This is a genomic window from Pseudomonas sp. ADAK7, assembly GCF_012935675.1.
Taxonomy (GTDB): domain Bacteria; phylum Pseudomonadota; class Gammaproteobacteria; order Pseudomonadales; family Pseudomonadaceae; genus Aquipseudomonas.
Genome location: NZ_CP052861.1, coordinates 4,810,911 through 4,824,824 on the forward strand (window position 1 = coordinate 4,810,911; position 13,914 = coordinate 4,824,824).

Genomic DNA, 13,914 nt, shown 5'->3' on the forward strand with positions numbered 1-13,914 from the left:
CGCCATCTGCCCATGATTCATATCCCGAAATCGGAATACAGCCGTCGCCGCAAGGCCTTGATGGCGCAGATGGAACCCAACAGCATCGCGATCCTGCCGGCCGCCGCGGTGGCCATCCGCAACCGCGACGTCGAGCATGTCTACCGTCAGGACAGCGACTTCCAGTACCTCAGCGGTTTCCCTGAGCCTCAAGCCGTCATCGTTCTGATGCCCGGCCGTGAGCACGGTGAATACGTGCTGTTCTGCCGCGAGCGCAACGCCGAACGAGAGTTATGGGACGGCTTGCGCGCCGGCCAGGAAGGCGCGATCCGCGACTTCGGCGCCGACGACGCGTTCCCGATCACTGACATCGACGACATCCTGCCGGGCCTGATCGAAGGGCGCGACCGGGTGTATTCGGCCATGGGCAGCAACCCTGAATTCGACCGCCACCTGATGGACTGGATCAACGTGATCCGCTCTAAAGCGCACCTCGGCGCCCAGCCGCCGAACGAATTCGTTGCCCTGGATCATCTGCTGCACGACATGCGCCTGTATAAATCGGCGGCAGAAGTGAAGGTGATGCGCGAAGCCGCACGGATTTCCGCCCAGGCGCATATCCGCGCGATGCAGGCCAGCCGCGCCGGGTTGCATGAGTTCAGCCTTGAAGCCGAACTTGATTACGAGTTCCGCAAGGGCGGGGCGAAGATGCCGGCGTATGGCTCGATCGTCGCAGCCGGGCGCAACAGCTGCATCCTGCATTACCAGCAGAATGACGCGGTACTCAAGGACGGTGACCTGGTGCTGATCGATGCCGGTTGCGAGATCGACTGCTACGCCAGCGACATCACGCGCACCTGGCCGGTCAACGGCAAGTATTCCACCGAACAGAAAGCGATCTACGAATTGGTGCTGGCTTCGCAAGAGGCGGCGTTTGCCGAGATTGCCCCGAACAAACACTGGAATCAGGCCCACGAAGCCACGGTCCAGGTAATTACCGCCGGGCTGGTGAAGTTGGGCTTGCTGCAGGGCGACGTCGACGAGTTGATCGCCAGCGAAGCCTATAAAGCTTTTTATATGCACCGCGCCGGCCACTGGCTGGGCATGGATGTGCATGACGTCGGCGAGTACAAGGTCGGCGGCGAATGGCGCGTGCTGGAGGTCGGCATGGCGCTGACTGTTGAGCCGGGCATCTACATCGCCCCGGACAACCCGAACGTGGCGAAGAAATGGCGTGGCATTGGCGTGCGCATCGAGGACGACGTGGTAGTGACCAAGACCGGTTGTGAAATCCTGACTAAAGGCGTGCCGAAAACGGTCGCTGAAATCGAGGCTTTGATGGCGCAAGCGCGGACACAAGCGGCATGAGTCGAGTCAATCTGGCAATCATCGGCGGCGGCCTGGTCGGCGCCAGTCTGGCGTTGGCATTGCAGGCCGGAGCCAAGGCGCGCGGCTGGAAGATCGTGCTGATCGAGCCGTTCGCCCCCGGTGACACCTATCAACCGAGCTACGACGCCCGTTCTTCGGCGCTGTCCTATGGTGCTCGGCAGATTTATCAACGGCTGGGCGTGTGGCAGGAAATCTCCCGTCGCGCCGAACCGATCAAGCAGATTCATGTGTCGGACCGTGGGCGTTTTTCCACGGCGCGACTGTCGGCGATGGAAGAGGGTGTGCCGGCGTTGGGTTATGTGGTGGAAAACGCCTGGCTCGGTCAATGCCTCTGGCAGGGTCTGGACAAGGACGTGGTCAGCTGGCGTTGCCCGGCGGAAGTCACGCGCATGGAACCGCTGACCGACGGCTATCGCCTGACCCTCAACGACGAAACCACCCTGGAATGCGACCTCGCGGTACTCGCCGATGGCGGCCGTTCCGGTCTGCGTGAGCAACTGGGGATCGGCATCAAGAAGCGCCCGTACAACCAGAGCGCACTGATCGCCAACATCACCCCGAGCGAAGCCCATAACGGCATGGCGTTCGAGCGTTTCACCGATGAAGGCCCGATGGCGCTGTTGCCGTTGCCGGACAACCGCTGCGCTTTGGTCTGGACCCGTTTGGGCATGGACGCGCAACGGCTGGCGGCCCTCGATGAAAAGAGTTTCCTCAGCGAGTTGCAGGGCGTGTTCGGTTATCGCCTCGGCACCTTGAAACAGGTCGGCGCGCGGCATTTGTACCCGCTGACCTTGATCGAGGCGGAAGAGCAGGTGCGTCCGCATCTGGCGATCCTCGGCAATGCCGCCCACAGCCTGCACCCGATTGCCGGCCAGGGTTTCAACTTGTCCTTGCGCGATGCCCAGGCTTTGGCCGATGCGTTGTTGGCCAGCGAATCCGGGCCCGGCGACTTTGCGACGTTGCAGGCCTATCGCGAGCGCCAGCGCATGGATCAAAACCTCACCGTGGGCTTCTCCGATCAAGTCACCCGATTGTTCGGCAGCACCCAACCGTTGGTGTCCCTGGGCCGCAACATTGGCCTGCTCGGCCTTGATCTCTTGCCGCCGGCCAAACGCTGGTTCGCCCGCCAGGCCATGGGTTTGGGTACTCGCCCGGATGCTTGAGTGGCTGAGTGCAAAATTCGGCAAGGCGCGGCTGATGCGTTGGGTCATGACCTTTTACCCGCCGTACCTCGGCGCCGGGGTGCGGGTGCGGCACATCAGCGATGACTTCCGCGACATCAAGGTGTCGATGGGCCTGGGCTGGTACAACCGCAATTACGTCGGCACCCAGTTCGGTGGCAGCCTGTATTCGATGGTCGATCCGTTCTACATGCTGATGTTGATGGAAAACCTCGGACGCCAATACATCGTCTGGGACAAGGCCGCCGACATTGATTTCATTGCGCCGGGCAAAGGTCCGGTGTTCGCCCGATTCAACATCGACGAGACCTTGCTCGACGAGATCCGCCGGCAGACGGCGAATGGCGAAAAATACCTGCCGAAGTTGCAGGTCGATATTCACGACGGCGCCGGCACCTTGGTGGCGCGGGTCGAAAAAACCCTTTACGTGCGGCTCAAGCCGCAAGCGAGACAGGCTTAAAGCATGGACATGCGCGCAGATCTGCTGATTGTCGGGGCCGGAATGGTCGGTAGCGCCCTGGCGCTGGCGTTACAGGACAGCGGGCTGGAAGTCCTGCTGCTGGACGGCAGCCCGATGAGCGTCAAACCTTTCGACGGTACCGCGCCTTTCGAGCCGCGAGTGAGCGCTTTGTCGACCGCCAGTCAGCGAATTCTTGAACGCCTCGGCGTCTGGGACGGCATCGCCAATCGGCGCAGCAGTCCATACACCGACATGCACGTTTGGGACGGCAGCGGCACCGGGCAGATCCACTTCTCGGCCGCCAGCGTGCACGCCGAGGTGCTGGGTCACATCGTCGAGAACCGAGTGGTGCAGGACGCCTTGCTCGACCGCTTGCACGACTGCGACCTCGGAATGCTGGCCAATGCGCGCCTGGAGCAGATGCGCCGCTCCGGCGATGACTGGCTGCTGACCCTGGCCGACGGCCGCACGTTGCGCGCGCCGTTGGTGATCGCGGCGGATGGCGCGAACTCGGCGGTGCGGCGTCTGACCGGTGTTGCGACGCGTGAGTGGGATTACCTGCACCACGCGATCGTCACCAGCGTGCGCAGTTCCAAACCGCATCAGATGACGGCGTGGCAGCGCTTTACCGATAACGGTCCGCTGGCCTTCCTGCCGCTGGAGCGGGATGGCCGGCAGGATTGGTGTTCGATCGTCTGGTCGACCACGCCGAGCGAAGCCGAACGCCTGATGGCGCTGGATGACGACGGCTTCTGCCGTGAGCTGGAGCGGGCTTTCGAAGGTCGTTTGGGGACGGTGCTCAGCGCCGATCCTCGCCTGTGCGTGCCGCTGCGTCAGCGGCATGCCAAGCGTTATGTGGCTGAAGGCCTGGCGCTGATCGGTGACGCGGCGCACACCATTCACCCGTTGGCGGGACAGGGTGTCAACCTCGGGTTCCTCGATGCGGCGGTGCTGGCCGAAGTGCTGCTGCAAGCGGCGGAACGCGGTGAGCGCCTGGCGGATGTAAAAGTCCTCAGCCGCTACGAGCGTCGGCGCATGCCGCACAACCTGGCGTTGATGGCGGCGATGGAAGGCTTTGAACGGTTGTTCCAGGCTAATCCACTGCCGGTGCGCTGGTTGCGCAATGCCGGGTTGAAGATGGTCGAGCAGATGCCCGAGGCCAAGGCGTTGTTTGTGCGTGAGGCGCTGGGGTTGACCGGGGATTTGCCGGCGTTGGCCAAGGCCTGAGATTTTCGGTGGGGCTGATGGCCTCTTCGCGGGCAAGCCTCGCTCCTACAGGATTTAGGTGATCCGTAAGAGCGAGGCTTGCCCGCGAAGGCGTCGGTATATTCAATACACCTCTCTGGCTGTGCAACATCTGGTAACGCACCCGCCAACTGTTCGATTGAGCTGGCAAATGTGAGTCCTTATCATTTGGCCACACTTTTCAATCGAGAGACCGCTCCCATGTTGGCATCCAAGCGTCTATTGACCGCGCTGGCCCTGACCCTGCTCGGCAGCACCGCCGCCCAGGCCGCCGACGAGGTGGTGGTCTACTCCTCGCGCATCGACGAACTGATCAAGCCCGTCTTCGATGCCTACACCGCGAAAACCGGCGTGCAGGTGAAGTTCATCACCGACAAGGAAGCGCCGCTGATGCAGCGCATCAAGGCCGAGGGCGAAAACGCCACCGCTGACCTGCTGCTCACCGTCGATGCCGGCAACCTCTGGCAAGCCGAGCAGATGGGCATCCTGCAGCCGTTCACCTCGAAAACCATCGACGCCAATATCCCGCTGCAATATCGCTCCTCGGCCCATGCCTGGACTGGCCTGAGCCTGCGGGCGCGGACCATCGCCTACTCCACTGACCGTGTGAAGCCGGGAGAGCTGACCACTTACGAAGGTCTGGCCGACAAGAACTGGGAAGGCCGCCTGTGCCTGCGCACGGCGAAGAAGGTCTACAACCAGTCGCTGACCGCCACCATGATCGAAGTTCACGGCGCCGCTAAAACCGAGCAGATCCTCAAAGGCTGGGTGAGCAACCTGTCCACAGACGTGTTCTCCGATGACATTGCGGTGCTGGAAGCGATCAACGCCGGCCAGTGCGACGTGGGCATCGTCAACACCTACTACTACGGCCGCCTGCACAAGCAGAAGCCGGACCTGGCAGTGAAGCTGTTCTGGCCGAACCAGGGCGACCGTGGCGTGCACGTCAACCTGTCGGGTATTGGCCTGACCAAACATGCGCCACACCCGGAAGCGGCCAAGGCGTTGGTGGAGTGGATGACGACGCCAGAGGCGCAGAAGATTTTTGCTGACGTGAACCAGGAATTCCCGGCCAACCCTGCCGTTGCACCTTCTGCGGAAGTGGCGAGTTGGGGCAAGTTTGTTGCTGATACCTTGCCGGTGGAAATCGCTGGCAAGCGTCAGGCGGAAGCGATTCGCATGATGGATCGGGCGGGTTGGAACTGAGCTGAGTTGATCGTTCCCACGCTCTGCGTGGGAATGCATCCCCCCGACGCTCCGCGTCGAAGCGTGACGCAGAGCGTCATAAGATGTGTGCCCACGCAGAGCGTGGGCACAATCATTTAAAACGAGAGTTTTCCTTGGCCCACCCCGCCCAACGCCGCTGGTATCCCCTGGTCTTCGCCATCGCCGCGCTGGTCCTGCTGCCACTGAGTGTGCTGTTTTTCTCCTGGCAAACCATCGATCAGCAGATCTGGTCCCACCTCTGGGACACGCAGATGCCACGGCTGCTGGGCAACACCTTGACCCTGGTGCTCGGCGTCGGTGTCGGCGTGACGCTGTTGGGTGTGAGCCTGGCCTGGCTCACCAGCCTCTGCGAATTCCCCGGCCGACGCTGGCTGGACTGGGCGTTGATGCTACCGTTCGCGATTCCCGCCTACGTCCTGGCATTTGTCTTCGTCGGCTTGCTGGACTTCGCCGGCCCCGTGCAAACCCTGCTGCGGGAATGGTTCGGCTCCGGGTTGCGGTTGCCGAGAGTGCGCTCCACTGGCGGCGTCATCCTCGTTCTGGTGCTGGTGTTCTATCCCTACGTTTACCTCCTGGCGCGCACCGCGTTCCTGGCCCAGGGCAAAGGCCTGATGGAAGCCGCTCGCGTCCTCGGGCAATCACCGTGGCAAGCGTTCTGGCGTGTGGCGTTGCCCATGGCGCGCCCGGCCATCGGCGCCGGTGTGGCATTGGCATTGATGGAAACCCTGGCGGATTTCGGCGCGGTGTCGGTGTTCAACTTCGACACGTTCACCACCGCCATCTACAAGACCTGGTACGGCTTCTTCAGCCTTTCGACCGCCGCGCAACTGGCGAGTCTGTTGCTGCTGGTGGTGATGGTCGTGCTGTACGGCGAGCGCCGCGCTCGTGGCGCCAATCGGGCGAGCAACGAGCGGCCGCGGGTCAAGGCGTTGTATCACTTGCGAGGCTTCAAGGCGTTGGCGGCGATGAGCTGGTGCGGTCTGGTGTTCGCCTGCGCTTTCGTCATTCCGATGCTGCAACTGATCGTGTGGTTCTGGCAGCGTGGCCGCTTCGATCTGGATGAGCGTTACGCCGGGCTGATCGTCCACACCCTGTACCTGGGTGGCATGGCGGCGTTGATCACGGTCAGCGTGGCCCTGTTGCTGGCGTTTGCCCGACGCCTGGCGCCGACCCGGGCGATCCGTTCCGGCGTCAGCCTGGCCAACCTCGGCTATGCCTTGCCCGGCTCGGTGCTGGCGGTATCGATCATGCTGGCGTTCAGTTACCTGGACCGTGAACTGGTGATCCCGCTGTCGGGCTGGCTCGGAGGCGCGGGCAAGCCTTTGCTGCTGGGCAGCTTGGCGGCGCTGATCCTGGCTTATCTGGTGCGTTTCATCGCGGTGGCTTACGGGCCACTGGAAAGCAGCCTGGCGCGAATACGGCCTTCTTTGCCCGAAGCGGCACGTAGCCTTGGAGTCAGTGGGCCACGACTGTTTTTCAAAGTGTATCTGCCGCTGTTGCTGCCGGGGACCCTGAGCGCGGCGTTGCTGGTATTCGTCGATGTGCTCAAGGAAATGCCCGCGACCCTGCTGATGCGCCCGTTTGGCTGGGACACGCTGGCGGTGCGCATCTTCGAAATGACCAGCGAAGGCGAGTGGGCGAGGGCCTCGTTGCCGGCGCTGACCCTGGTTTTGGTCGGGCTGTTACCGGTCATCGGATTGATTCGACGTTCGGCGCATCGAAACGCCTAGGTGCCAGTCCTACACCTTGCGGCTACAATGCGCGGCATTCGGTGCGGTCCGTCTGACAGGCCAGGTAGCTGAAATCGGCTGAAAGCCTTCTATTTCAAGGCTTTCACCCCGTGCAGTGCCTGTCCGCACCCTCGCCACGCCCGGAAGGAGAAACCCATGGGACAGCGTACGCCTCTGTATGACCTTCATCTCGCCCTCGGCGCGAAGATGGTCGATTTTGGCGGTTGGGATATGCCACTGCATTACGGCTCGCAGGTCGAGGAACACCACCAGGTGCGTCGCGATTGCGGGGTTTTCGATGTATCCCACATGACCGTGATCGATGTCGACGGCCCCCAGGCCAAGGCCTGGCTCCAGCAGTTGCTGGCCAATGACGTCGAACGCCTGCACAGCCCCGGCCGTGCCTTGTACAGCACCATGCTCAATGTGCGCGGCGGCATCGTCGACGACATGCTCGTCTACCGTCTCGATGACGGCTATCGCCTGGTGGTCAACGCCTCCACCCGGGGTCAGGACCTGGCCTGGATGCAGGCGCATGTCGGCGCCTTCAACGTCCAACTCCACGAGCGTTCCGAATTGGCGATGCTGGCCATTCAAGGTCCTCACGCCCGGCACAAGATTGCCGAGTTGGTCACGCAGTCTCGCGGCAACCTTATTCAGATCCTCAAGCCTTTCGAAGGCCGGTCCGACGGTGACTGGTTTATCGCGCGCACCGGTTACACCGGCGAAGACGGGTTGGAAATCGTTTTGCCAGCCGATCAGGCGCCTGGCTTCTTCAACGATCTGGTCGGCGCGGGCATCTCGCCCATCGGCCTTGGCGCCCGGGATACCTTGCGGGTCGAGGCCGGGATGAACCTCTACGGTCAGGACATTCATCAAGATGTCTCACCGTTGGCCTCCAATATGGCCTGGAGCATTGCCTGGGAACCGGCCACTCGCCAGTTCATCGGTCGCGCGGCCCTGGAAGCCGAAAAAGCCAACGGCGTACAGCACAAACTGGTCGGTCTGGTCCTTGAGGAGCGCGGGGTTTTGCGCGCCCATCAAGTGGTCCGTATCGCCAATGTTGGCGAAGGGGAGATCACCAGTGGTAGTTTCTCTCCTACGCTTAGCAAGTCGATTGCACTGGCGCGCGTGCCGATGGCGACCGCCGACCGCGCAGAAGTGGAAATCCGTGGCAAGTGGTACCCGGTCCGAGTGGTCAAACCGACCTTCGTACGCCATGGCAAAACCTTGATTTAAACTTTTCTGGCGGGCATCGACCGCTGACATTCTTCTTGAGGACACTGAACATGAGCGATATCCCTGCCGACCTGCGTTTCGCCGAAAGTCATGAATGGGCGCGTCTGGAAGCCGATGGCACCGTCACCGTGGGCATCAGCGATCACGCTCAGGAAGCCTTGGGCGACGTGGTGTTCGTTGAACTGACCGAAGTGGGCAAAGTGTTTGCTGCCGGCGATCAATCCGGTGTGGTCGAGTCGGTTAAAGCCGCTTCCGACATCTACTCCCCGATTTCCGGTGAAGTGATCGCGATCAACGAAGACCTGGGCGGTTCGCCTGAAGCACTCAACACCGACCCGTACGGTGCATGGATCTTCAAGCTCAAGCCAAGCAACCCGGCTGAACTGGACAAGCTGCTCGACGCGGCTGGCTACAAAGCCGCAATCGGCGAGTAAGCATTCAGGCTCCACCCAAAGCCCCGACCTGTCGGGGCTTTTTGGTTTTCGGGACTCTGGCCCAAAGCTGCGCAATATCGACTGCTATGCTGGTTTGACCGTGTTGCATCGACGCCGAGCGCCAGTCAAGAGAGAGCCCGTCATGTCCCAGTTGCCGTCCTTGAGCCAGTTACGCGACCCCAATGCCTTCCTGCGCCGCCACTTGGGGCCCGATGCCGCCGAGCAGCAGGCGATGCTCGACAGCCTCGGTGTTGGCAGCCGGGTCGAGCTGATCGAACAGACCGTGCCGCCGGGTATTCGCCTCAACCGTGAATTGGACCTGCCGCCGGCGCTCGACGAAGAGGCCGCACTGGCCAAACTGCGCGGCTATGCCGAACAGAACCAGGTCTGGACCAGCCTGATCGGCATGGGTTATCACGGCACCCTTACCCCGACTGTGATCCTGCGCAACGTGCTGGAAAATCCCGGTTGGTACACCGCCTACACGCCTTATCAGCCAGAGATTGCCCAGGGCCGGCTCGAAGCGCTGCTCAATTTCCAGCAACTGACCATCGACCTCACGGGCCTGGAGTTGGCCAACGCCTCGCTGCTGGACGAAGCCACCGCTGCGGCGGAAGCCATGGCCCTGGCCAAGCGGGTCGCGAAGTCCAAGAGCAATCTGTTTTTCGTCGACGAGAACTGCCATCCGCAAACCATTTCCGTGGTGCAGACCCGGGCCGAGGGTTTTGGTTTTGAATTGATCATCGACGCTGTGGATAACTTGAAGCAGCACGAGGTTTTCGGCGCATTGCTGCAGTACCCCGACACCCACGGCGAAATCCGCGATTTGCGGCCGCTGATTGATCATCTGCACTCCCAGCAGGCGCTGGCCTGCGTTGCGACCGATCTGCTGAGTCTGTTGTTGCTGACGCCGCCGGGGGAATTGGGCGCCGATGTGGTGTTCGGTTCCTCCCAGCGCTTTGGCGTGCCCATGGGTTACGGCGGCCCACACGCGGCGTTTTTTGCCAGTCGTGATGAGTACAAACGGGCGATTCCGGGGCGAATCATCGGCGTGTCGAAAGATGCCCGTGGCAACGTCGCCCTGCGCATGGCCCTGCAAACCCGCGAGCAACATATTCGCCGCGAGAAGGCCAACTCGAACATCTGCACCGCCCAAGTGCTGCTGGCCAATATCGCCAGTTTTTATGCGGTTTATCACGGCCCGGAAGGGTTGAAACGGATTGCCCAACGTGTGCATCGGCTGACCTGCATTCTTGCTGCCGGCCTGGAACGCCACGGCATTACCCGGCTTAACAAGCAGTTCTTCGACACCCTGACCCTCGAAGTTGGCGGCGCTCAAACGGCGATCATCGAAAGCGCCCAGGCCGCACAGATCAACTTGCGCATTCTCGGCCGAGGACAATTGGGCCTGAGCCTTGATGAAACCTGTGACGAAAGGACAGTGGCGAGGCTGTTCGATGTGTTCCTCGGCGCCGATCATGGGCTCAACGTCGACGAACTGGATGCTGAAATCCTGGTATCCGGCATTCCTGACGGGTTACTGCGCAGCACGCCATATCTGCGTCATCCGGTGTTCAGTGCCCATCACAGCGAAACCGAAATGCTGCGTTACCTCAAGCAGCTGGAAAACAAGGATCTGGCACTGAACCAGTCGATGATCCCGCTCGGTTCCTGCACCATGAAACTCAACGCCACCAGCGAAATGATCCCGATCACCTGGCCGCCATTCGCCAACCTGCACCCGTTTGTGCCCAGGGAGCAGGCGGTCGGTTACGCGTTGATGATCGAGGAACTGGAGCGCTGGCTCTGCGCAATTACCGGTTTCGATGCGATCTGCATGCAGCCCAACTCCGGCGCCCAAGGCGAGTACGCCGGGTTGCTGGCAATCCGCAAATACCACGAGAGCCGCCATCAGGGTGGCCGAGACATTTGCCTGATTCCATCCTCGGCCCACGGCACCAACCCGGCCTCGGCACAAATGGCCGGCATGCGCGTGGTGATCGTCGAGTGCGACGAGGCGGGCAACGTCGATCTGGAGGACTTGAAGGACAAAGCCGCGGCGGCGGGGGAAAAACTCGCCGCCCTGATGGCGACGTATCCTTCAACTCACGGTGTGTACGAGGAAGGCATCAGCGAAATCTGTGAAGTTATCCACAGCCACGGCGGCCAGGTTTACATGGATGGCGCCAACCTCAACGCTCAGGTGGGTTTGGCGCGACCGGCCGATATTGGCGCCGACGTGTCGCACATGAACCTGCACAAAACCTTCTGCATTCCCCACGGCGGTGGCGGGCCCGGCATGGGGCCGATTGGCGTGCGGGCGCATCTGGCGCCGTTCGTGGCCAATCACCCGGTAGTGCCGATCGACGGCCCGCAACCGCAGAACGGTGCCGTCAGTGCCGCGCCTTGGGGCAGCGCGAGCATTTTGCCGATCAGCTGGATGTACATCGCCATGATGGGCCCGCAACTGGCGGACGCCAGTGAGGTGGCGATTCTGGCGGCGAATTACCTGGCGCAGCATTTATCCGGCGCCTTCCCGGTGCTCTACACCGGGCGTAACGAGCGGGTGGCCCACGAATGCATTCTCGATCTGCGGCCGCTCAAGGCGCTGACCGGGATCAGCGAAGAAGACGTGGCCAAGCGCCTGATGGATTACGGCTTCCATGCGCCGACCATGTCTTTCCCGGTGCCGGGGACGTTGATGGTCGAGCCGACCGAGAGCGAATCCAAGGCGGAGCTGGACCGCTTTATCGGCGCAATGCTGAGCATCCGCGCCGAAATCACCGAGGTGCAAAACGGTAATTGGGACCCGGAAGACAATCCGCTGAAGCGCGCGCCGCATACCCTGGCGGACATCACCGGTGTGTGGGAACGGCCTTACAGCATCGAGCAAGCGGTGACGCCGGATGCGCACACCAAGGCCCACAAGTATTGGCCGGCGGTGAACCGGGTGGATAACGTCTACGGCGATCGCAATCTGTTTTGCGCTTGCGTCCCGGTAGACGATTACCGCTGACAACCCCCGTCCCTGTAGGAGCGAGGCTTGCCCGCGAAAGCGATTTAACCTTCAACATTTATATCGACTGACTCACTGCTTTCGCGGGCAAGCCTCGCTCCTACAGATAATGCGGGCGAAAAAATGCCGCTCATGTGAGCGGCATTTTTGTTCAGCAAGAAGCTTAGTCCGAAGCGACGGCATTCTTCGCCAGGATCGCGTTCGCCAGCTCCATGTCCGTGGCTTGCAGACCCGGGTTGTCGGCACGGACTTTCTGCATTGCCGCTTCCAGGTAAGGGCCACGGATGCCGCCGTCACTGGCGACAAAACTGCCGGCATCGTCCTGGGCCGCGACGATCAGCTTGTGATCCTTGAAGGTCAGGTAAGTCGAACCGGTGGTCGCACCGGACGAAATGACGTTACGCCAAAAGCTGTCGGCCATGGCTGAACCAACGGGGAGGGACAGCAAGGCAAGGGTAGCGACAGCAAGTTTGAGACGCATAGGGGTGACTCCACTGGGTTAACTACGGGGTTGGATCGTCATTTACCCAATCGAGTTCCGTGACCGCTCAGTCAGCCGGTTCCACCAGCAGAATCGCCCCTTGCTGACTGACCACGCGAACGCGGCTGCCCAGCGCGGCGTCTGGCCCGCGCGCCATCCACACGCCATCGGCGACTTTGATCTTGCCGCGACCGTCGACAATCGCTTCATGCACTACGAAGGTTCTGCCGATCAGCTCCTGCCCACGCAGGTTGAGGTTCGGCTGATCACTCTCCCTCACGGCACTGCGCTGGCGTCGCCACCAGTACACGGCGGTGGCGATCGAGAGCAGGCCGAACAGCAGAAATTGCATCTCCCATGACAGGCCGGGCAGCACAAAGGTCAGCACGCCAACGGCTGCCGCCGCCATGCCGATCCACAGCAGATAGCCGCCAGCGCCGAATACTTCAAGAATCAGCAGCACCGTGCCGAAGGCCAGCCAGTCCCAGAACGATAAATGTTGCAGAAATGCCCACATGGCGCGCCTCAGGCTTTCTTGTTGTCGAACGTGGCCTTGACGATTTCGCCGATGCCGCCGACCGCTCCAATCATCGAGCTGGCCTCAAGCGGCATCAGGATCACTTTGCTGTTATTGGCCGAGGCCAGTTTGCCCAGGGCATCGATGTATTTCTGCGCGACGAAGTAGTTCACCGCCTGCACGTTGCCGCTTGCGATGGCTTCAGATACCACTTTGGTGGCCTGGGCTTCGGCTTCAGCCTGACGTTCCCGGGCTTCGGATTCCAGGAAAGCGGCCTGACGACTACCTTCGGCTTCCAAAATCTGCGCCTGTTTCTTGCCTTCGGCGGTCAGGATCGCGGCAGCCCGCAGGCCTTCTGCTTCGAGGATTTGCGCACGCTTGATCCGCTCGGCTTTCATCTGGCCGGACATGGCGGCCATCAGGTCAGCCGGCGGGCTGATGTCCTTGATCTCGATCCGGGTGATCTTGATGCCCCACGGCGCCGTCGCTTCATCGACCGTGCGCAGCAGTTTTTCGTTGATGTTGTCGCGCTGACTGAGCATCGCGTCCAGCTCCATGGAGCCAAGCACTGTGCGGATATTGGTTTGCAGCAGGTTGCGCACGGCGTGCTCGAGGTTGTTCACCTCGTAGGCGGCCTGGGCGGTGTTGACCACCTGGAAGAAACACACCGCATCGATCTGCACCGTGGCGTTATCGGCGGTGATGACTTCCTGGGGCGGAATATCCAGTACGCTTTCCATCACGTTGATCTTGCGACCGATGCGGTCCATCACCGGAATGATGATGTTCAGGCCCGGCTTGAGGGTGTTGGTGTAACGCCCGAAACGCTCGACCGTCCACTGATAACCCTGCGGCACGACCTTGAAGCCCATGAACAAAATGACGACGACCAGGCCGACAAACAGTAAAAGCACACTACCGATCTGCATAACGATTCCCTGTTGATGTAAAAGCGATGGCAGCAGTGTAGCGGTGCGGGTCGGCTAGCAGAACCGCTTAGTCGCCCGTTGCATCAA

General features: G+C 61.6%; 12 protein-coding genes. 9 read left to right on the forward strand and 3 right to left on the reverse strand.

Features of this window, described 5'->3' with window-relative positions; all coding sequences use genetic code 11:
- The first annotated feature begins 12 nt into the window (after nt 1-12).
- From pepP to gcvP, 9 genes are all read left to right on the forward strand, one after another.
- Entirely contained in the window at nt 13-1,347 is a 1,335-nt protein-coding gene (pepP, locus tag HKK53_RS22065) for a Xaa-Pro aminopeptidase (protein ID WP_169372572.1), read from the forward strand.
- Nucleotides 1,344-2,531: a 2-octaprenyl-6-methoxyphenyl hydroxylase gene (gene ubiH / locus HKK53_RS22070; protein WP_169372573.1), complete on the forward strand. Its 1,188-nt coding sequence runs from the start codon at nt 1,344-1,346 to the stop codon at nt 2,529-2,531. The genes pepP and ubiH overlap by 4 nt, the downstream gene beginning before the upstream one ends.
- Nucleotides 2,524-3,009, forward strand: a complete 486-nt coding sequence (locus HKK53_RS22075) for a DUF4442 domain-containing protein (protein WP_169372574.1) — start codon at nt 2,524-2,526, stop codon at nt 3,007-3,009. The genes ubiH and HKK53_RS22075 overlap by 8 nt, the downstream gene beginning before the upstream one ends.
- A 9-nt stretch (nt 3,010-3,018) precedes the next feature.
- Entirely contained in the window at nt 3,019-4,236 is a 1,218-nt protein-coding gene (locus tag HKK53_RS22080; protein WP_169374278.1) for a 2-octaprenyl-3-methyl-6-methoxy-1,4-benzoquinol hydroxylase, read from the forward strand.
- A 219-nt stretch (nt 4,237-4,455) separates the two neighbouring features.
- A complete protein-coding gene (locus tag HKK53_RS22085; protein WP_169372575.1) occupies nt 4,456-5,460 on the forward strand; it encodes an extracellular solute-binding protein in 1,005 nt (334 codons plus the stop codon).
- Between the two features lie 134 nt (nt 5,461-5,594).
- Nucleotides 5,595-7,211 (forward strand): ABC transporter permease, encoded by a 1,617-nt coding sequence (locus HKK53_RS22090; RefSeq protein WP_169372576.1) that lies wholly within the window; start codon nt 5,595-5,597, stop codon nt 7,209-7,211.
- A gap of 156 nt (nt 7,212-7,367) precedes the next feature.
- Nucleotides 7,368-8,450 carry a glycine cleavage system aminomethyltransferase GcvT gene (gene gcvT / locus HKK53_RS22095; RefSeq protein WP_169372577.1) on the forward strand — a complete coding sequence of 361 codons (1,083 nt, stop codon included), beginning with the start codon at nt 7,368-7,370 and terminating at the stop codon, nt 8,448-8,450.
- A 50-nt stretch (nt 8,451-8,500) separates the two neighbouring features.
- Complete coding sequence (gene gcvH / locus HKK53_RS22100; protein WP_169372578.1) at nt 8,501-8,884, forward strand: glycine cleavage system protein GcvH; 384 nt, start codon at nt 8,501-8,503, stop codon at nt 8,882-8,884.
- Between the two features lie 142 nt (nt 8,885-9,026).
- Nucleotides 9,027-11,900, forward strand: coding sequence for an aminomethyl-transferring glycine dehydrogenase (gene gcvP, locus HKK53_RS22105; RefSeq protein WP_169372579.1), 2,874 nt, complete (start codon nt 9,027-9,029; stop codon nt 11,898-11,900).
- A 163-nt stretch (nt 11,901-12,063) separates the two neighbouring features.
- Here gcvP and HKK53_RS22110 read toward each other — a convergent pair whose 3' ends face one another.
- The 3 genes from HKK53_RS22110 to HKK53_RS22120 all read right to left on the reverse strand — a co-directional run bounded on the left by HKK53_RS22110 (nt 12,064) and on the right by HKK53_RS22120 (nt 13,827).
- The gene (locus HKK53_RS22110; RefSeq protein ID WP_123403978.1) at nt 12,064-12,381 is read right to left on the reverse strand and encodes a DUF2388 domain-containing protein; all 318 of its coding nucleotides are present in this window, start codon (nt 12,379-12,381) and stop codon (nt 12,064-12,066) included.
- 67 nt (nt 12,382-12,448) lie between these two features.
- Nucleotides 12,449-12,898, reverse strand: a complete 450-nt coding sequence (locus tag HKK53_RS22115; RefSeq protein WP_169372580.1) for an NfeD family protein — start codon at nt 12,896-12,898, stop codon at nt 12,449-12,451.
- An 8-nt stretch (nt 12,899-12,906) separates the two neighbouring features.
- On the reverse strand, nt 12,907-13,827 hold the full coding sequence (locus HKK53_RS22120) for an SPFH domain-containing protein (protein WP_169372581.1): 921 nt from the start codon (nt 13,825-13,827) through the stop codon (nt 12,907-12,909).
- Nucleotides 13,828-13,914: the final 87 nt, after the last annotated feature.

Bases quoted from the DNA above. Each gene is read 5' to 3' on its own strand.
- pepP (WP_169372572.1), top strand. From the start codon at position 13: ATGATTCATATCCCGAAATCGGAATACAGCCGTCGCCGCAAGGCCTTG.
- ubiH (WP_169372573.1), top strand. From the start codon at position 1,344: ATGAGTCGAGTCAATCTGGCAATCATCGGCGGCGGCCTGGTCGGCGCC.
- HKK53_RS22075 (WP_169372574.1), top strand. From the start codon at position 2,524: ATGCTTGAGTGGCTGAGTGCAAAATTCGGCAAGGCGCGGCTGATGCGT.
- HKK53_RS22080 (WP_169374278.1), top strand. From the start codon at position 3,019: ATGCGCGCAGATCTGCTGATTGTCGGGGCCGGAATGGTCGGTAGCGCC.
- HKK53_RS22085 (WP_169372575.1), top strand. From the start codon at position 4,456: ATGTTGGCATCCAAGCGTCTATTGACCGCGCTGGCCCTGACCCTGCTC.
- gcvT (WP_169372577.1), top strand. From the start codon at position 7,368: ATGGGACAGCGTACGCCTCTGTATGACCTTCATCTCGCCCTCGGCGCG.
- gcvH (WP_169372578.1), top strand. From the start codon at position 8,501: ATGAGCGATATCCCTGCCGACCTGCGTTTCGCCGAAAGTCATGAATGG.
- gcvP (WP_169372579.1), top strand. From the start codon at position 9,027: ATGTCCCAGTTGCCGTCCTTGAGCCAGTTACGCGACCCCAATGCCTTC.
- HKK53_RS22110 (WP_123403978.1), bottom strand. From the start codon at position 12,381: ATGCGTCTCAAACTTGCTGTCGCTACCCTTGCCTTGCTGTCCCTCCCC.
- HKK53_RS22115 (WP_169372580.1), bottom strand. From the start codon at position 12,898: ATGTGGGCATTTCTGCAACATTTATCGTTCTGGGACTGGCTGGCCTTC.
- HKK53_RS22120 (WP_169372581.1), bottom strand. From the start codon at position 13,827: ATGCAGATCGGTAGTGTGCTTTTACTGTTTGTCGGCCTGGTCGTCGTC.